Raw genomic sequence first — 17,487 nt, forward strand, 5'->3', positions numbered from 1 at the left:
AGGGCGGGTGTAGGAGGGATGTTTCTGGATCACCGTCCGAGGCCTTCGAGGCCAAGGACGGTGAAGATATCAAAGACCCGGTTTCCGGTGGACCGTAAGGCTGCTCCGCTTAAGTGAACAGCATTACGCCTTTCGGCGGGTTTTTTATGCGACTCAAACGCTAAGGCTTAGTTGACCTTGGCGTTCAACTCACCTTTCAGGTAACGCTGATACATGCCTTCCAGCGAGATCGCCTTGATCTTCGAAGCGTTGCCGGCAGTGCCGAAGGCTTCGTAGCGAGCGATGCACACGTCGCGCATGGCGGTGACGGTGGCGCCGAAGAATTTACGCGGGTCGAACTCGCTCGGGTTGGTGGCCATCAGGCGACGCATGGCGCCGGTGGACGCCAGGCGCAGGTCGGTGTCGATGTTGACCTTGCGCACGCCGTGCTTGATGCCTTCGACGATTTCTTCAACCGGAACGCCGTAGGTTTCTTTGATGTCGCCACCGTACTGGTTGATGATCGCCAGCCACTCTTGCGGAACCGAAGACGAACCGTGCATCACCAGGTGAGTGTTCGGAATGCGCTTGTGGATTTCCTTGATGCGGTCGATGGCCAGCACGTCGCCGGTAGGCGGCTTGGTGAACTTGTACGCGCCGTGGCTGGTGCCGATGGCGATGGCCAGGGCATCCACCTGAGTGCGTTTTACGAAGTCAGCGGCTTCTTCCGGGTCGGTCAGCATTTGGCTGTGATCCAGAACGCCTTCAGCGCCGATGCCGTCTTCTTCACCGGCCATGCCGGTTTCCAGCGAACCCAGGCAACCCAGCTCGCCTTCTACCGAAACGCCACAGGCGTGAGCCAAGGCAACGGTTTGTTGGGTAACACGGACGTTGTAGTCGTAGTCGGTCGGGGTCTTGCCGTCTTCGCCCAGGGAGCCGTCCATCATCACCGAGCTGAAGCCCAGTTGAATGGAGCGCTGGCAGACGTCAGGGCTGGTGCCGTGGTCCTGGTGCATGCACACCGGGATGTGCGGGAACTCTTCGATGGCTGCCAGGATCAGGTGACGCAGGAACGGTGCGCCGGCGTATTTGCGAGCACCGGCCGAAGCCTGGACGATCACCGGGGAGTCAGTCTTGTCAGCGGCTTCCATGATGGCGCGCATCTGCTCAAGGTTGTTGACGTTGAAAGCTGGAACGCCGTAGCCGAACTCGGCTGCGTGGTCCAACATCTGGCGCATGCTGATAAGTGCCATTGTGTGTATCTCTCCCGGTTGAGGGTCGTTAATCGTGCCAGCCTGCCGGAGCGGCGGCGGCTATTCAAGTTATTGCAGATCGGGGGTTGGCCCGGCCTGCGAATTCGCTAATTGCTCAACTCATCCCTTGTAGGAGCCGGCTTGCCGGCGATGGCGTCCGCCTGGACAGTGCATGCCTCAAGGGCCTCATCGCTGGCAAGCCAGCTCCTACAGGGTTTGCGTTGTTATTCGGCCTTGCAGCCACGGCCAATCAAATCATTGGTGGCGACCCAGTAAACCAGGCCTTCCTCACCTTTTATGTGAAACGCCAGCATGTCGTTGCTGTACAGCGCACCCGACGCACCCGGTTCCTCTTTCAGGCGATAAACCTGGTCGGCACCGCCCAGGCGCACGTCGACTTCCTTGCGGCTGTCGTCAGTGAAGCGCCATAGCACCTTGGCCTGGCTGTCACAGGTCCAGGTGGTCCAGTTATCCACAGGAGCGGACGACTGGAACGGGTTCAAATAGGCGCATCCTGCCAGTAATGCCAGTGCCGCAACGGCGATAAAACCTTTCATCCGTGTCCCTCGACCGACGGCACACGCCGCCAGCCCTGAGTAAAGAGTCAGACCCGTCAGGGGCAGCCATGTTCCTTGGCGGGAGTCTGTGTCTCGTATTTGTCCAGGCCATCAGGCCCGGACCGCTTGTTGAGCACCGGGTTGGTTTCCGCCTGCCAGTCGGCCTGGTAGCAGTTTTTTTCCGCCCCGGAAGGCGCAGGTTCCGGCGTGGCTTTCGGGTTACTCCCGCAAGCCGCCAGCGAACCCGCGACGATCAACAGCACTAACGTCTTGACCATTTCAACACTCCCTTGCCTGGTCAAACGGGCGACCCTCAGGCCTTGGCCCGGCTTTCCAGGACTTCAACGGCTGGCAACACTTTGCCTTCGACGAATTCGAGGAACGCGCCGCCGCCGGTAGAAATGTAGGAGATCTGCTCGGCAACGCCATACTTGTCGATGGCCGCCAGGGTGTCGCCGCCGCCCGCAATGGAGAACGCCGCGCTGTCCGCGATGGCCTGGGCCAGGACTTTGGTGCCGTTACCGAACTGATCGAATTCAAACACGCCAACCGGACCGTTCCACAGGATGGTTTGCGACGATTTCAGCAGTTCGGCGAAGTTCGCCGCGGTCTGCGGGCCGATGTCCAGGATCATGTCGTCGGCAGCGACGTCAGCGATCAGCTTCACGGTGGCCGTCGCGCTTTCAGCGAATTCCTTGGCAACGACCACATCAACCGGCAGCGGCACGCTGACCTTGGCGGCGATGGCGCGAGCGGTGTCCAGCAGGTCCGGCTCGTACAGGGATTTGCCGACCGGGTGACCGGCAGCGGCCAGGAAGGTGTTGGCAATGCCGCCGCCCACGATCAACTGGTTGCAGATCTGGCTCAGGCTGTTCAGCACGTCGAGTTTGGTCGACACCTTGGAGCCGGCAACAATGGCAGCCATTGGCTGGGCCGGAGCACCCAGGGCTTTGCCCAGTGCATCCAGTTCAGCAGCCAGCAACGGGCCGGCAGCAGCGACTTTGGCGAATTTGGCCACGCCGTGGGTCGAACCCTCGGCACGGTGAGCGGTGCCGAAGGCGTCCATCACGAACACGTCGCACAGGGCGGCGTATTGCTGGGCCAGTTCGTCAGCGTTCTTTTTCTCGCCTTTGTTGAAGCGCACGTTTTCGAACAGCACGATGTCGCCCGCTTTCACGTCGACGCCGCCCAGGTAATCCGCCACCAGCGGCACTTCACGACCCAGAGCCTTGCTCAGGTAGTCAGCGACTGGCTTGAGGCTGTTCTCGGCCGAGAACTCGCCTTCGGTCGGACGGCCAAGGTGCGAGCAAACCATCACGGCCGCGCCTTTTTCCAGGGCCAGCTTGATGGTCGGCAGCGAGGCCAGGATTCGCGCATCGCTGGTGACAACACCGTCCTTGACTGGGACGTTGAGGTCTTCGCGAATCAATACGCGCTTACCTTGCAGATCGAGGTCGGACATCTTCAACACGGTCATGGGTCGCACTTCCTGAATAGCTGTTCTTAGAGAGCAGGTTTTGTAGAGGCTGTGTGCAGATAGTGTTCTGCAACATCGAGCATTCGGTTTGCAAACCCCCATTCGTTGTCGAACCAGGCCAGGATGTTCACCAGCCGTGGGCCGGAAACGCGGGTCTGACTGGCATCGACGATGGCCGAATGTGGGTCATGGTTGAAATCACAACTGGCGTGAGGCAACTCGGTGTAGGCCAGCAAGCCTTTGAGCGGGCCGCTGGTGGCAGCTTCGCGCAGGATTCGGTTGACCTCGGTGGCGTCGGTCGCGGTGGCGGTCTGCATCGTAATGTCGAGGCAGGACACGTTAACCGTCGGCACCCGCACGGCTTTGGCCTGAATTCGCCCGGCAAGTTCCGGCAACAGACGCTCGATGCCGCGCGCCAGACCGGTGGACACCGGGATCACCGACTGGAACGCCGAACGGGTGCGGCGCAGGTCTTCGTGGTGATAGGCATCGATGACCGGCTGATCGTTCATCGCCGAGTGAATCGTGGTGATCGACACGTAATCCAGACCGATCGCCTGGTTCAGCAGACGCAACAACGGCACGCCGCAGTTGGTGGTGCAGGACGCGTTGGACACCAGCAGTTCGTCGCCGGTCAGGCAGTCCTGGTTCACGCCGTAGACGATGGTGGCGTCGACATCGGTCTCGCTGGCCATCGGCTGGGAAAACAGCACGCGCGGGGCGCCGGCGTCGAGGAACCGCTGGCCGTCTTCGCGCGTGTTGTAAGCGCCGGAGCACTCCAGCACCAGATCGACGCCCAGGGACGCCCAATCGATGCCTTCGGGGGTGGCACTGCGCAGGACCTTCACGCAGTCGCCATTAATATGCAGACAATCGCCATCCACTCTCACTTCGCCGGGAAAACGCCCGTGAGTGGAGTCAAAGCGTGTCAGGTATTCGATGCTGGCCATGTCCGCCAGATCGTTGATCGCGACAATTTCAAACCCGGCCTTGTCGCCTCGCTCAAACAACGCACGCAAGACGCAACGACCAATCCGGCCGTAGCCGTTGAGTGCAACTTTGTAAGGACGCGGTTGAGGCATGGGGTTCTCGATAGTATTCGCTAACAACACAACCCCTGTAGGAGCTAGCTTGCCAGCGATGGGGTCATCAGCGTCAACATAAATGCTGCCTGAACGGACGCCTTCGCTGGCAAGCCAGCTCCTACAGGAGACCGCGGTGTTCGTTAGAACACCGCGTTGTGCTTTAGTCTTCCAGCAGCTCTTCAGCCTGACCCAGGATGTTTTCCAGGGTGAAACCGAACTCTTCGAACAAGGCAGGCGCAGGCGCCGACTCGCCGTAGGTGGTCATGCCGATCACGCGACCTTCCAGGCCCACGTACTTGTACCAGTAGTCTGCGTGAGCAGCCTCGATGGCGATACGGGCGCTGACCTGCAACGGCAGAACCGATTGCTTGTAGCCGGCGTCCTGGGCATCGAAGACGCTGGTGCATGGCATGGAAACCACGCGAACCTTGCGGCCCTGCTCGGTCAGTTTGTCGAAGGCTTGAACGGCCAGGCCGACTTCCGAACCGGTGGCGATCAGGATCAGCTCTGGCTCGCCAGCGCAGTCTTTCAGCACATAACCACCACGGCTGATGTCGGCGATCTGGCCGGCATCACGGGTTTGGTGCTGCAGGTTCTGACGCGAGAAGATCAGGGCCGAAGGACCGTCCTTGCGCTCCAGTGCGTATTTCCAGCTCACGGCCGATTCAACAGCATCGGCTGGACGCCAGGTGTCGAGGTTCGGCGTGCAGCGCAGGCTGGCCAGTTGCTCGATTGGCTGGTGAGTCGGGCCGTCTTCGCCCAGACCGATGGAGTCGTGGGTGTAGACGTGGATCACACGCTGCTTCATCAGAGCGGACATGCGCACTGCGTTGCGGGCGTATTCCATGAACATCAGGAAGGTCGCGCCGTAAGGCACCAGGCCGCCGTGCAGGGCAACACCGTTCATGATCGCGGTCATGCCGAACTCACGCACGCCGTAGTACATGTAGTTGCCGCTGGCGTCTTCGGCAGTGACGCCTTTGCAACCTTTCCACAGGGTCAGGTTGGAACCGGCCAGGTCAGCCGAACCGCCGAGGAACTCAGGCAGCAGCGGGCCGAACGCGTTCAGGGCGTTCTGGCTGGCTTTACGGCTGGCGATGGTTTCGCCTTTGGCCGCCACTTCGGCGATGTAGGCCGAGGCTTTTTCGCTGAAGTCAGCCGGCAGTTCGCCGCTCAGACGACGCACCAGTTCGTTGGCTTCGGTCGGGAAGGCAGCGGAGTAGGCCGCGAAACGCTGGTCCCACTCGGCTTCGGCAGCGCGACCGGTTTCCTTGGCATCCCATTCGGCATAGATGTCGGCCGGGATTTCGAACGGGCCGTGGTTCCATTTCAGCGCCGCACGGGTCAGGGCGATTTCCGCGTCACCCAGCGGGGCGCCGTGGCAGTCTTCCTTGCCTTGCTTGTTCGGCGAACCGAAGCCGATGGTGGTCTTGCAGCAGATCAGGGTCGGCTGCTCGCTTTTGCGGGCAGTGTCGATCGCGGTCTTGATCTCTTCCGGATCGTGACCGTCGACATTGCGGATCACTTGCCAGTTGTAGGATTCGAAGCGCTTCGGCGTGTCATCGGTGAACCAGCCTTCGACTTCGCCGTCGATGGAGATGCCGTTGTCATCGTAGAAAGCGATCAGCTTGCCCAGGCCCAGGGTACCGGCCAGGGAAGCGACTTCGTGGGAAATGCCTTCCATCATGCAGCCATCACCCAGGAACACATAGGTGTGGTGGTCGACGATGTTGTGGCCCGGACGGTTGAACTGCGCCGCCAGGACTTTTTCAGCCAGGGCGAAACCCACGGCGTTGGCCAGGCCTTGGCCCAAAGGACCGGTGGTGGTTTCAACACCCGGGGTGTAGCCGAGTTCCGGGTGACCCGGGGTGCGGCTGTGCAGTTGGCGGAACTGCTTCAGGTCTTCGATCGACAGGTCGTAGCCGGTCAGGTGCAGCAGCGAATAGATCAGCATCGAGCCGTGGCCGTTGGACAGCACGAAGCGGTCACGGTCGGCGAAGGATGGATTGCTCGGGTTGTGCTTCAGGTAGTCGCGCCAAAGTACTTCGGCGATATCCGCCATACCCATAGGGGCACCCGGATGGCCGCTGTTGGCTTTTTGCACGGCATCCATGCTGAGGGCACGAATGGCGTTGGCACGCTCACGACGGCTAGGCATCGCTGTTCTCCTGGGGGCTTGATTAAAACGAATCGGAAAAAAGGCGAGCATTTTCCCTCACCCGGACGCCTCGGGGCAATGACAGATAGTCATCTGGAGGCGTTTTTCCAACGGATAACGACGGTTTCGCCTGGTGAAACCTTTCCGCCGTTCGTTTGTTGACTGAAGCTAACGTCGAGAAGTGCCATCTATCGAGCAATATCAAAACTTTTTGATATTGCTCTTGCGATGCTTTCGACCCATGACTAGACTGCCGGCCCTATGAACTTACGCGTGCCTTCCATTCAACATGACGATTGCGATGAGCTGGCGGCCCTGTGCAAGGCTGGCGGCGACCCTCTGCGGTTGAATGTATTGCGCGCACTGGCCAACGACTCGTTCGGCGTGCTGGAACTGGCGCAGATCTTCGGCATCGGCCAGTCAGGCATGAGCCACCACCTCAAGGTACTGGCCCAGGCCGACCTGGTGGCGACCCGCCGTGAAGGCAACGCGATTTTTTACCGTCGCGCCCTGCCCCACACCGGGTTGCTGGGCGGCAAACTGCACGCCGCGCTGCTCGACGAAGTGGACAACCTGACGCTGCCGGCTGACGTACTGGCGCGCATCGCACAGGTCCACGGGCAACGCGCAGCGGCCAGCCAGGACTTTTTCTCACGGGTCGCGGAGAAGTTTCGCGCCCAGCAAGACCTGATCGCCGGTCTGCCGCAGTACCGCGACAGCGTGGTGGCCCTGCTCGACAAGTTGAGCTTCGGTCAAGGCGCTACGGCCATTGAAGTCGGCCCCGGAGACGGCGCATTTCTGCCCGAACTGGCGCGCCGCTTCACCGAGGTCACGGCGCTGGACAACAGCACCGCGATGCTCGAACTGGCGCGCCAGGTCTGCGAACGCGACAAGCTGACTAACGTCAGCCTGCAACTGGCCGACGCCTTGAACGGCGTCACCCTCAAGGCCGATTGCGTGGTGCTGAACATGGTGCTGCACCACTTTGCCGCACCGGCCGATGCGCTCAAGCACATGGCCCACTTGCTGCAACCAGGCGGTAGCCTGTTAGTGACAGAGTTATGTAGCCACAACCAGAGTTGGGCCAAGGAGGCCTGCGGTGATCTCTGGTTGGGGTTTGAACAGGACGATCTGGCCCGTTGGGCCACCGCTGCGGGACTCGTTCCCGGGGAAAGCCTCTATGTAGGCTTACGTAATGGTTTCCAGATCCAGGTCCGTAACTTTCAGCGGCCAGCTGGCGACACTCACCATCGGTAATTTCAGGAAAACATCGAGATGAGCGAATACTCCCTTTTCACCTCCGAGTCCGTGTCTGAAGGGCATCCGGACAAAATCGCCGACCAGATTTCTGATGCGGTGCTGGACGCCATCATTGCTGAAGACAAGTTCGCCCGTGTGGCGTGCGAGACTCTGGTGAAAACGGGCGTGGCCATCATCGCCGGCGAAGTCACCACTTCGGCCTGGGTTGACCTGGAGCAGATCGTTCGTGACGTGATCACCAACATCGGCTACACCAGCTCCGACGTTGGCTTCGACGGCGCGACCTGCGGCGTGATGAACATCATCGGCAAGCAGTCCCCTGACATCAACCAGGGTGTTGACCGTGCCAAGCCTGAAGATCAGGGCGCCGGCGACCAGGGCCTGATGTTCGGCTACGCCAGCAACGAAACCGACGTGCTGATGCCTGCACCGATCACCTTCTCGCACCAGCTGGTTCAGCGCCAGGCCGAAGCCCGTAAATCCGGCCTGCTGCCTTGGCTGCGCCCGGACGCCAAGTCGCAAGTGACCTGCCGTTACGAAAACGGCAAGGTTGTCGGTATCGACGCCGTTGTTCTGTCGACCCAGCACAACCCGGAAGTGTCGTACAACGACCTGCGCGAAGGCGTGATGGAGCTGATCGTCAAGCACGTGCTGCCTGCCGAACTGCTGTCCAAGGACACCCAGTTCCACATCAACCCGACCGGCCAGTTCATCATTGGCGGCCCGGTAGGTGACTGCGGTCTGACCGGTCGCAAGATCATCGTCGACAGCTACGGCGGCATGGCCCGTCACGGCGGCGGCGCGTTCTCCGGTAAAGATCCATCGAAGGTTGACCGTTCGGCGGCCTACGCCGGTCGTTATGTGGCCAAGAACATCGTCGCTGCCGGCCTGGCCGAGCGCTGCGAGATCCAGGTGTCCTACGCCATCGGTGTTGCCCAGCCAACGTCGATCTCGCTGAACACCTTCGGCACCGGCAAGATCAGCGACGACAAGATCGTCAAACTGGTCCGCGAAGTGTTCGACCTGCGTCCATACGCGATCACCACCATGCTTGACCTGCTGCACCCGATGTACCAGGAAACCGCAGCGTACGGCCACTTCGGCCGCACCCCGGCGACCAAGACCGTGGGCGACGATACCTTCACCACGTTCACCTGGGAAAAAACCGACCGCGCCGACGCCCTGCGTTCCGCTGCCGGTCTGTAACACTTCCTGCTGCACCCAAAAGCCCCGCACGGCTCGCGCCCTGCGGGGCTTTTTATTGGGATTGGCTTTACACCGTGGCGCGGCCTTCGCGGGCACAGCCTCCCGAAATACCCGGAAAAACACCCAGCCCTGACACCCACCCATCCTGACCTAACCTTCAAGCATCTCATTGAGCAAGGACGCTCACGATGCTCCCGCCATTGCACCTGTTTTTCGCCTTTCTGCTGATGCTGACCTGCCTCGGCGCCCGCGCCATGGATTGCCCCGACTGGTCACCGGAACGCGCCCTGGACGAAGTCGGCAAACTGCAACAGCAAATCGACCTCTGGGACGACAGCTATCACCGCCAGGGCCGCTCTCTGGTTGCCGATGAACTCTACGATCAGTCCCGGGCGCAACTGAGCCATTGGCGCCAATGCTTCAACCTGACCCCACCCGCAAACCCCTTGCGCACAGCTCGCGGCACACTCCCACACCCCATCGCCCACACCGGCCTGGAAAAACTACACGACGCACGCGCTGTCGAAAACTGGCTGCGCGACCGCGCGGATGTCTGGGCGCAACCGAAAATCGACGGCGTGGCAGTCACGCTGATTTACCGCAAAGGCCTGCTGACTCAGGCAATCAGTCGCGGCGATGGCGTGAAGGGGCAGGACTGGACGATTGCGGCACGGCAGATCCAGGTCATTCCCAAACAGTTGTCACAACCTTTGGACCTGCTTGTGCAGGGCGAGCTCTATTGGCGCCTGGACAACCACATACAGGCCCGGGACGGCAGCGTTAATGCCCGCGCCACGGTGGCCGGGCTGATGGGTCGCAAAACGTTGAATGCCGCACAAGCCGCGGGGATCGGCCTGTTTGCGTGGGACTGGCCCCAAGGCCCGGCGAACCTGCTCACACGGGCGACTGCATTGAATGAACTGGGCTTCTCGAACACCACCGTTTACAGCCAGCCGATCCATAACTTTGCCGACGCTGAGCGCTGGCGTGATCACTGGTATCGCTCCACCCTGCCCTTCGCCAGCGACGGGATTGTCCTGCGCCAGAACCAGCGCCCACCCGCCGAACGCTGGCAGGCGAAACCGCCTTACTGGAGCGTGGCCTGGAAATACCCTTTTGCCCAGGCGCTGGCGGATGTACGCAAGGTTCACTTCCAGATTGGACGAACCGGGCGCATCACTCCGGTACTGGAGCTGAGACCGGTGAAACTGGATGACCGGCAGATCAAACGCGTCAGCGTCAGCTCGCTACAGCGCTGGCAGGCGCTGGATATACGCCCCGGTGACCAAGTCTCGATCAGCCTGGCCGGCCTGACAATTCCAAGGCTTGATGACGTCGTGTTTCGCAGTACCGAGCGTGTCGAATTGAACGTGCCGCAAGCCGAAGACTTTCACCCTTTGAGCTGTTGGCAACCGACCCCAGGCTGCGAAAGCCAGTTTCTTGCGCGCCTGACCTGGCTCAGCGGCAAGAACGGTCTGGCCCTGCCCCATGTCGGCGCCGGCACCTGGGAAAAACTTCTTGCAACAGGTCGCCTGAACAGCCTGTTGGATTGGATGACCCTCGATGTCCGAGAGCTTGCTAACATTGACGGTTTCGGCGAACGAAGCGCGGCGCGCCTTGCCGACAGTTTCAGCAGCGCCCGACAACGCCCGTTCGCTCGCTGGCTCAAAGCCCTGGGATTGCCGCCGACAGGCCAGGCACAACTGGCCGACTCCTGGCAGGTACTGGCGCAACGAAATACCGAACAATGGCAAGCCGAAGCAGGTATCGGGCCGGGACGCGCGGCGCATTTGAACGCCTTTTTCCGCGACCCGCAGGTGCTGGCCCTGAGTGAAACGCTACGTGACATCGGGATCGAAGGCTTTTAGCCGACGTCCACCGGGAACCCCAAGGTGTCGATCGGCTCAAACAAGCCATCGCCACCCCGCTTGCTTTCTTACATGGAGCTTTTATGAAACTTCTTTCACCGCTGGCCCTGTTGACCCTTTGCAGCGTGCTGGCCACTCCGCTGATGGCGGATGAAGAAGCACCGGGGCTGACCGGATGCGCCGCCAAGAAGCAAGGCATCATCAACCAGATCGAACTGGCCAAATCCCACGCTAATCTCGAACAACAGGCCGGTCTGGAAAAGGCTCTAAGCGAAGTCGAGGCAAACTGCACGGACGCATCGCTGAAAAAAGAACGGGAAAACAAGGTGCTCGACGCCAAGCACGAAGTCAGCCAGCGCCAGGCCGATCTCGACAAGGCCATGAAAAAAGGCGATCCCGACAAGATCAACAAGCGCAAGGACAAGCTCGCCGAATCCCGCAAGGAATTGCAGGATGCGCTGGATGAGCTGGATCAGTAACTGCGCGTCTTGAGATCAACAGTTCGCAGCCTTCGGCAGCGCCTACATTAGTTCGGCGCAGGAGCTGCCGAAGGCTGCGATCCTTTCCTGAATCAATGGTCCCGAAACGCTTTATGACAGGCACTGCAAGCATCTTCGACCTTCTGCACCGCCGGCCCCAGGTTGCTGGCCTTGTAGGGTTGAACCTGGCTGGCAATCACCAATTCACCGGTGGCGGTTTCGAGATCACGAGTCATTGCCTGAAAGCGCGCCTGCTGTTCCCAGACATCGCTCGTGGCGCTGGTGTGATCTTCTTCACGCACCTGCGGAAAATGTTTCCACGGTTCACGGGACAGGGCATCAAGTTTCACCGCGCCCTCAGCGAACTTCGGACCGTCGAACGCAATACGGCCACGCAACATGCCACCCAGATCTTCACCGGTCTTGAGCATTTGCTTGAAAATGGCTTTGCGCTGACCGAGCGGCGAATTGGGGTCGACCCCGCCACAGGCGGTCAGTGTCAGACAGGCCAGCAATACAACAGAAAGTCTTTTAAGAGTCATGGTGGCTTCAGGTCACGGAAACGGCGGCCAGTATCCTCGCCTGATCGGTAAAAGACCAATAGCCCTATTATCAATACGGGTTGCTTGAGCGCATGGAGCACTCGGGCAACCGGCAAAGGAATCACTCCATGAACAGCCGTTTCAAGGCCTGGCGTCACAGCCTGACCTGGACCCTTCCGATGGTGGCCGTGCTCGCGGGTTGCACCGGCGGAAGTGATGAAAACAAACCGAAAACCCATGCCCTGGCCACCTACTCCAGCGCCACGTGGGAAGCACTTCCAGCGGTGTCCGACAGCGACCTCGTCGCCGGTTTCGGCTCATGGCGTAGCGCCTGCACGCGACTCAAGGCTGACGCTGTCTGGGGCGGAACCTGCGCCGCGGCTGCCAATGTGCCGCAAACCGCCAGCGACATTCGCGGCTTCCTCAAGCAGAACCTCGACGTCTACGGCCTGCGCGCCGCCAATGACAACCCGAACGGCCTGATCACCGGCTACTACGAGCCGGTCTACCCCGGCAGCCTGACCCAGACCGACGTGGCGAATGTCCCGGTGTATGGCGTGCCCGAAGACATGATCATCGTTTCCCTCGACAGCATTTATCCGGAGTTGAAGGGCAAACGCCTGCGCGGCCGGCTCGAAGGCCGCGTGCTCAAGCCTTACGACGATGCAGCCACTATCGAGAGCAACGGGGTCAAGGCACCCGTTGTGGCCTGGCTGACCGACCCGATGAACCTGCAATTCCTGCAAATCCAGGGCTCGGGACGCATCCAGCTCGATAGTGGGCGTCAGCTGCGCATCGCCTACGCCGACCAGAACGGCCACCCGTATCGCCCCATCGGACGTTGGCTGGTGGAACAAGGCGAGCTGAAAAAGGAAGACGTGACCATGGGCGCCATCAGCACGTGGGCCAAGGCCAACCCGTCACGCATTCCTGAACTGCTCGGCAGCAACCCGAGCTACGTGTTCTTTACTCGCAACCCGGACAGCAACGAAGGTCCTCGCGGATCGCTGAACGTGCCGCTGACCGCAGGCTATAGCGCGGCGGTGGATCGCAAGGTGATTCCACTGGGCAGTTTGTTGTGGCTATCCACCACCAAGCCGGACGGCACGGCGCTGGTTCGACCGGTCGCCGCACAGGACACCGGCGGCGCCATTGCCGGCGAGGTTCGGGCGGATCTGTTCTGGGGCACCGGCGAGGCGGCCGGGCAATTGGCCGGGGACATGAAACAACAGGGGCAGATCTGGATGCTCTGGCCTAAAGGCGCGGCATTGCCGCAAGTGCCGCAGGTAGCTGACAAGCTCTAACAGCAAAAAGATCGCAGGCTGCGCCAGCGCCTACAGATGACTCGAAATCCTGTAGGCGCTGGCGCAGCCTGCGATCTTTTGATCCAGCCTTTAAGCAGAAACCACAAAGAAACTGATGATCAACCCCATCCCCACAAACCACATCAGCGACCGCAGCATTGCCCAGTCCGCCAGGTAGCAAATGATGTAAAGCAGTCGACTGGTAATGAACAACACCGCCAGCACATTGACTGTCACCAGCTCGGCATTGCCAGCCAGGTGAGCCACGATCACCGCAGCCGCAAAGGCCGGAGTCACCTCAAAACTGTTCAACTGCGCCGAGTTGGCCCGTCTACCCAAACCTTCCAGCGAATCGAGAAAATCCCGAGGGTCATGATTGTCGCTCAGCCTGTATCCGCCAATGACCTTCGCAACGCCAACGCATACGTACGGCAGGATAATCGCAATCAAAATGCACCACAGAGCAACCGTCATTACGCAGTCCCTTCTTCAAGTTATAGAAATTCTATTCCATCAACGGCGGTCAAAATTTCATCACCAGTATGCCGATCAAAACCAGCCCACAAGCTAAGAGGCGCGGCCCGCCAAAAGGTTCTTTCAGGTAACGCATTCCGAACAGCACCACCAGGATCACACTGATCTCGCGCAGCGCCGCCGCTTCGGCAATCGAACCCAGCTGCATGGCCCACAGCACCAGAGCGTAGCTGAACAACACGCAGAATCCGACGGCCAGGCCCAATCGCCACTGCTCGCGCCAGAACTGCATGAACGCCGGCCGCTTGCTCACCCATGCCAGCAACGGAAACGGCCAGGCACTGAGCAGCGTGACCCAGACCAGATAATCCAATGGATGCGACCAGCGCCGCAGTGCCTGGCCATCGATGAAGGTGTAACAACCGATGCACAGGCCGATCAACACCACCACCGGCAGCATCGACCACGGCAGACGCGCCCCGCCACCGCCCTGCCAGAGCAGGCACAACATGCCAAAAGGAATCAGCAGGATGCCGAAGATCTGCTGATGGCTCAGCACTTCCCCGGCAAAGATCAGCGTGAGGGCAAGCACCACCAGCGGTGACAGGCCCCTCATCAACGGATAGACCAGCCCCAGATCGCCGACCCGATAAGCCTGGATCAGCAAATAGCGATAGAGCAATTCGAACGCTGCCGAGGCCAGAATCCAAGGCCAGATGTCCAGCGGTGGCAATTCCACGAAAGGCAGCATCAGAGCGACAAAAATCAGCGCCACGCTGTCCATGCAGGCCACGACCAGCAGCCGCTCGGCACTGAACTTGATCAGGGTATTCCACGCCGCGTGCAACAACGCCGCCACCAACACCAACACCGTCGCAAGCACGGCCCACTCCTTTTATTGTCCCCCCCTTTGTAGGAGCCGGCTTGCTGGCGAAGCGACCTTAAGAACGCCATCGCCAGCAAGCCGGCTCCTACAAGGGGGGGTAGAGAATTGATTCGCCATATGTCAGTGGCTGTTTATACTGCAACCGACCACGCCGCACTCAGTTGCGCACGACTAACTCCAATAAAAAATCCCGCCCTGCCCGCTTTCATCGAGAGCGGACACCGGCCTGCGTATGCCTGATCACAGCGTCAAGACTACCGACAGAGACCTTGCGCATGCCACTCGCTTTGCTAGCCCTCGCTGTTGCCGCTTTCGGCATCGGCACCACTGAATTCGTGATCATGGGCCTGCTGCCCGACGTTGCCCGTGACCTTGCCGTGAGCATTCCTCATGCCGGGCTGTTGATCACCGGCTACGCCCTGGGCGTTGTGTTTGGCGCGCCGATCCTCGCGGTCGGCACCGCCAACATGCCGCGCAAAGCCACACTGCTGGGCATGACGCTGATGTTCATCCTGGGCAACATGCTCTGCGCACTGGCGCCGAACTACGCCACGCTGATGGCCGCGCGGGTGGTGACGGCGCTGTGTCACGGCGCGTTCTTCGGCATCGGTTCAGTGGTGGCCGCAGGGCTGGTCGCACCGAACAAACGCGCCCAGGCAATTGCCATGATGTTCACCGGCCTGACCCTGGCCAACGTGCTCGGCGTGCCGCTGGGCACAGCCCTCGGACAATATGCAGGTTGGCGCTCGACGTTCTGGGCGGTGTCGGTGATAGGCGTGATTGCCGCGATCGCGCAGTGGCTCTGGCTGCCGAAACACATCGCGATGGACAAAGCCAATCTCGCGAGTGAATTCAAGGTATTGGGCAAGGCCAACGTGCTGTTGGCGCTGGGTATGAGCGTACTGGCCTCGACCAGCCTGTTCAGCGTATTCACCTACATCGCGCCGATCCTGCAGGACATCACCGGCGTCAGCCCCCACGGCGTGACCATCATGCTGCTGTTGTTCGGCGTAGGCTTGACCGCTGGCAGCATGCTCGGGGGCCGACTGGCCGACAGCCGTTTGTTGCCGTCACTGGTGGGGATGGCGCTGGCCGTCGTAGTGGTTTTGGCCGCTTTCAGCCAGACCAGCCACTCGGTGATCCCGGCCGCCATCACGCTGGTGCTGTGGGGGATTTTTGCGTTTGCGCTGTGCCCGATCCTGCAATTGCTGATCATCGATCAGGCCCACGAAGCGCCGAACCTGGGCTCGACCTTGAACCAGAGCGCGTTCAATCTCGGCAACGCGGCCGGCGCATGGATTGGCGGGCTGGTGGTTGCCAGCGGTGCCGATCTGGCGGACCTGCCATGGACCGGTGCACTGGTCAGCGTGCTGACGGTCTTGACCGCGCTGTACTTTATCTACCGCCAGCGTCGAACCGCCGCCGCACTGAACGTGGCTGGCTGAGTGTCGTGATATTTACTTCTTGAGCGATTGCGACTCAGGCGCCTGTGCATGAGTCGCAGGCTCCTTGGGTGGTCCGCTTTCGCTGCGAATCTGCGCATGACTGATCAGGGCAAAGATAAAGCTGCCGCCGATGATATTGCCCAGCAACGTCGGACCGGCGAATACCAGCCAGAAATCACGCCATGGCAATTCCCCGGCAAACACCAGATAGGACACCTCCGCCGAACCCACCACGATATGCGTGAAGTCCCCCAGCGCCATGAAGTACGTGATGAGGATGATGATCCACATCTTGGCGCTCTCCATGGATGGAATCATCCATACCATGGTGGCGATCATCCAGCCGGAGACGATGCCCTTGGCGAACATCTGGCTGGCGTCGTTTTCCATGACCTTGCGGCCGATGTCGAGGAAGGCCAAGTCGGTCTTGCTGTCGAAAATCGGCAATTCCAGCATCACGTACGCCACCAATAAAGTGCCGCACAGATTGCCGAACAGCACCACCGTCCAAAGTCGCAATAAGCGACCGAAATTGCCTAGCGTCGGTTTGCTCATGATCGGCAGCACGGCCGTCAGGGTGTTTTCGGTGAACAGTTGCTGACGGGCAAGAATCACCGCGAGGAACCCCGCGCAGTAACCGAAACTGGCAATCACCTTGAATCCCTCGCCGTCCGGCAGGCGAGCGTTGAGCAGCCCCATGGCCATCAACGACAGGCCCATGGTCAGCCCAGCGGCGAGCGCCGACCACCACAGTGCGGCAACGCTGCGCTCCAGCTCCTGATCGCCCTGGGTTCGGATGATTTCGTGCAACACCGCCGCGCGCGGTGGCTGGTTTTTTTCGACCTCGTGCTGCTCTTTCGTGGAAAGATCAGGGGTCTTGCCGTCTTGTGCCGAGTTCATGGGGTGCGCAACCGGTAGCGGGGTATTTAGCTACGACACGCGGGGTTGGCCTTACGTTCTGTAGGCGCTCGCATTACGAGTCGGCGTCGCCATCCTGGAACTGGTCTTTGACGTACTTGATCTCGGTCCGGCCGTGCGGTGCCGGCAAGCCGTCTTCGCCGAGATTGACGAACACCATCTTCTCCACCGTCAGGATGCTCTTGCGGGTGATCTTGTTGCGCACTTCGCAGGTCAGGGTGATTGAGGTGCGGCCGAACTCGGTGGCGGTGATGCCCAGTTCGATGATGTCGCCCTGGCGCGAGGCGCTGACGAAGTTGATTTCGGAAATGTACTTGGTGACCACGCGCTGGTTGCCCAACTGGACAATGGCGTAGATCGCCGCTTCTTCGTCGATCCAGCGCAGCAGGCTGCCGCCGAACAGCGTGCCGTTGGGGTTGAGGTCTTCGGGTTTTACCCATTTGCGGGTGTGGAAGTTCATGTTCACTCCTGAGCGTCTTGCCGAATGATGGACAGTATCTTGGCAGAGCGCGGGCCAGAGCTCTATCACGCCTGGACTATCGCCTCGATTACCGTTCGGACATTGGCCGACAGAAACGCTTTGGAAGATCAGCATA

Annotated in this window: 17 protein-coding genes; 6 read left to right on the forward strand and 11 right to left on the reverse strand. The window is 60.5% G+C overall.

Annotated elements, in window-relative coordinates; all coding sequences use genetic code 11:
• Positions 1-167: 167 nt before the first annotated feature.
• From fba to tkt, 6 genes are all read right to left on the reverse strand, one after another.
• Positions 168-1,232, reverse strand: a complete 1,065-nt coding sequence (fba, locus tag CKW15_RS08625) for a class II fructose-bisphosphate aldolase (protein WP_053163154.1) — start codon at positions 1,230-1,232, stop codon at positions 168-170.
• Between the two features lie 224 nt (positions 1,233-1,456).
• A complete protein-coding gene (locus CKW15_RS08630; RefSeq protein WP_095057447.1) occupies positions 1,457-1,789 on the reverse strand; it encodes an MliC family protein in 333 nt (110 codons plus the stop codon).
• A gap of 56 nt (positions 1,790-1,845) precedes the next feature.
• Positions 1,846-2,067, reverse strand: a complete 222-nt coding sequence (locus CKW15_RS08635; protein WP_095057446.1) for a hypothetical protein — start codon at positions 2,065-2,067, stop codon at positions 1,846-1,848.
• 35 nt (positions 2,068-2,102) lie between these two features.
• Entirely contained in the window at positions 2,103-3,266 is a 1,164-nt protein-coding gene (locus tag CKW15_RS08640; protein ID WP_095057445.1) for a phosphoglycerate kinase, read from the reverse strand.
• Positions 3,267-3,292: 26 nt separating this feature from the next.
• Positions 3,293-4,348 carry an erythrose-4-phosphate dehydrogenase gene (epd, locus tag CKW15_RS08645; protein ID WP_095057444.1) on the reverse strand — a complete coding sequence of 352 codons (1,056 nt, stop codon included), beginning with the start codon at positions 4,346-4,348 and terminating at the stop codon, positions 3,293-3,295.
• Positions 4,349-4,511: 163 nt separating this feature from the next.
• Entirely contained in the window at positions 4,512-6,509 is a 1,998-nt protein-coding gene (gene tkt, locus CKW15_RS08650; RefSeq protein ID WP_095057443.1) for a transketolase, read from the reverse strand.
• Positions 6,510-6,770: 261 nt separating this feature from the next.
• Here tkt and CKW15_RS08655 point away from each other — a divergent pair, with 261 nt between their 5' ends.
• The 4 genes from CKW15_RS08655 to CKW15_RS08670 all read left to right on the forward strand — a co-directional run bounded on the left by CKW15_RS08655 (position 6,771) and on the right by CKW15_RS08670 (position 11,322).
• Positions 6,771-7,766 (forward strand): metalloregulator ArsR/SmtB family transcription factor, encoded by a 996-nt coding sequence (locus tag CKW15_RS08655; RefSeq protein WP_095057442.1) that lies wholly within the window; start codon positions 6,771-6,773, stop codon positions 7,764-7,766.
• A gap of 18 nt (positions 7,767-7,784) precedes the next feature.
• Positions 7,785-8,975, forward strand: coding sequence for a methionine adenosyltransferase (gene metK, locus CKW15_RS08660; RefSeq protein WP_008050251.1), 1,191 nt, complete (start codon positions 7,785-7,787; stop codon positions 8,973-8,975).
• A 188-nt stretch (positions 8,976-9,163) separates the two neighbouring features.
• Complete coding sequence (gene ligB / locus CKW15_RS08665; RefSeq protein WP_095057441.1) at positions 9,164-10,843, forward strand: NAD-dependent DNA ligase LigB; 1,680 nt, start codon at positions 9,164-9,166, stop codon at positions 10,841-10,843.
• 83 nt (positions 10,844-10,926) lie between these two features.
• Positions 10,927-11,322 (forward strand): DUF1090 domain-containing protein, encoded by a 396-nt coding sequence (locus CKW15_RS08670; protein ID WP_095057440.1) that lies wholly within the window; start codon positions 10,927-10,929, stop codon positions 11,320-11,322.
• A 92-nt stretch (positions 11,323-11,414) separates the two neighbouring features.
• Here the strand turns inward: CKW15_RS08670 and CKW15_RS08675 are convergent, their stop codons facing one another.
• A complete protein-coding gene (locus CKW15_RS08675) occupies positions 11,415-11,864 on the reverse strand; it encodes a cytochrome c (RefSeq protein WP_095057439.1) in 450 nt (149 codons plus the stop codon).
• Between the two features lie 128 nt (positions 11,865-11,992).
• On the opposite strand from CKW15_RS08675, the gene CKW15_RS08680 reads away from it, so the two are divergent.
• Entirely contained in the window at positions 11,993-13,168 is a 1,176-nt protein-coding gene (locus CKW15_RS08680; RefSeq protein ID WP_095152069.1) for a murein transglycosylase A, read from the forward strand.
• Between the two features lie 90 nt (positions 13,169-13,258).
• Here CKW15_RS08680 and CKW15_RS08685 read toward each other — a convergent pair whose 3' ends face one another.
• Complete coding sequence (locus tag CKW15_RS08685; protein WP_095057437.1) at positions 13,259-13,642, reverse strand: MAPEG family protein; 384 nt, start codon at positions 13,640-13,642, stop codon at positions 13,259-13,261.
• 49 nt (positions 13,643-13,691) lie between these two features.
• Positions 13,692-14,525: an EamA family transporter gene (locus CKW15_RS08690; protein ID WP_095057436.1), complete on the reverse strand. Its 834-nt coding sequence runs from the start codon at positions 14,523-14,525 to the stop codon at positions 13,692-13,694.
• Positions 14,526-14,803: 278 nt separating this feature from the next.
• On the opposite strand from CKW15_RS08690, the gene CKW15_RS08695 reads away from it, so the two are divergent.
• Positions 14,804-15,973: an MFS transporter gene (locus CKW15_RS08695; RefSeq protein WP_095057435.1), complete on the forward strand. Its 1,170-nt coding sequence runs from the start codon at positions 14,804-14,806 to the stop codon at positions 15,971-15,973.
• Positions 15,974-15,985: 12 nt separating this feature from the next.
• On the opposite strand, the gene CKW15_RS08700 is transcribed toward CKW15_RS08695, so the two are convergent.
• Entirely contained in the window at positions 15,986-16,873 is an 888-nt protein-coding gene (locus CKW15_RS08700; RefSeq protein ID WP_095057434.1) for a formate/nitrite transporter family protein, read from the reverse strand.
• 73 nt (positions 16,874-16,946) lie between these two features.
• Positions 16,947-17,351, reverse strand: a complete 405-nt coding sequence (locus CKW15_RS08705; RefSeq protein WP_095057433.1) for an acyl-CoA thioesterase — start codon at positions 17,349-17,351, stop codon at positions 16,947-16,949.
• Between the last annotated feature and the right edge of the window lie 136 nt (positions 17,352-17,487).

Origin of the sequence: Pseudomonas sp. Irchel s3b5, assembly GCF_900187435.1 — a bacterium.
Lineage (GTDB): Bacteria > Pseudomonadota > Gammaproteobacteria > Pseudomonadales > Pseudomonadaceae > Aquipseudomonas.

Bases quoted from the DNA above. Each gene is read 5' to 3' on its own strand.
- epd (WP_095057444.1), bottom strand. From the start codon at position 4,348: ATGCCTCAACCGCGTCCTTACAAAGTTGCACTCAACGGCTACGGCCGG.
- CKW15_RS08700 (WP_095057434.1), bottom strand. From the start codon at position 16,873: ATGAACTCGGCACAAGACGGCAAGACCCCTGATCTTTCCACGAAAGAG.
- CKW15_RS08675 (WP_095057439.1), bottom strand. From the start codon at position 11,864: ATGACTCTTAAAAGACTTTCTGTTGTATTGCTGGCCTGTCTGACACTG.
- fba (WP_053163154.1), bottom strand. From the start codon at position 1,232: ATGGCACTTATCAGCATGCGCCAGATGTTGGACCACGCAGCCGAGTTC.
- tkt (WP_095057443.1), bottom strand. From the start codon at position 6,509: ATGCCTAGCCGTCGTGAGCGTGCCAACGCCATTCGTGCCCTCAGCATG.
- CKW15_RS08685 (WP_095057437.1), bottom strand. From the start codon at position 13,642: ATGACGGTTGCTCTGTGGTGCATTTTGATTGCGATTATCCTGCCGTAC.
- CKW15_RS08630 (WP_095057447.1), bottom strand. From the start codon at position 1,789: ATGAAAGGTTTTATCGCCGTTGCGGCACTGGCATTACTGGCAGGATGC.
- CKW15_RS08670 (WP_095057440.1), top strand. From the start codon at position 10,927: ATGAAACTTCTTTCACCGCTGGCCCTGTTGACCCTTTGCAGCGTGCTG.
- metK (WP_008050251.1), top strand. From the start codon at position 7,785: ATGAGCGAATACTCCCTTTTCACCTCCGAGTCCGTGTCTGAAGGGCAT.
- CKW15_RS08655 (WP_095057442.1), top strand. From the start codon at position 6,771: ATGAACTTACGCGTGCCTTCCATTCAACATGACGATTGCGATGAGCTG.
- CKW15_RS08705 (WP_095057433.1), bottom strand. From the start codon at position 17,351: ATGAACTTCCACACCCGCAAATGGGTAAAACCCGAAGACCTCAACCCC.
- CKW15_RS08680 (WP_095152069.1), top strand. From the start codon at position 11,993: ATGAACAGCCGTTTCAAGGCCTGGCGTCACAGCCTGACCTGGACCCTT.
- CKW15_RS08640 (WP_095057445.1), bottom strand. From the start codon at position 3,266: ATGACCGTGTTGAAGATGTCCGACCTCGATCTGCAAGGTAAGCGCGTA.
- ligB (WP_095057441.1), top strand. From the start codon at position 9,164: ATGCTCCCGCCATTGCACCTGTTTTTCGCCTTTCTGCTGATGCTGACC.
- CKW15_RS08695 (WP_095057435.1), top strand. From the start codon at position 14,804: ATGCCACTCGCTTTGCTAGCCCTCGCTGTTGCCGCTTTCGGCATCGGC.
- CKW15_RS08635 (WP_095057446.1), bottom strand. From the start codon at position 2,067: ATGGTCAAGACGTTAGTGCTGTTGATCGTCGCGGGTTCGCTGGCGGCT.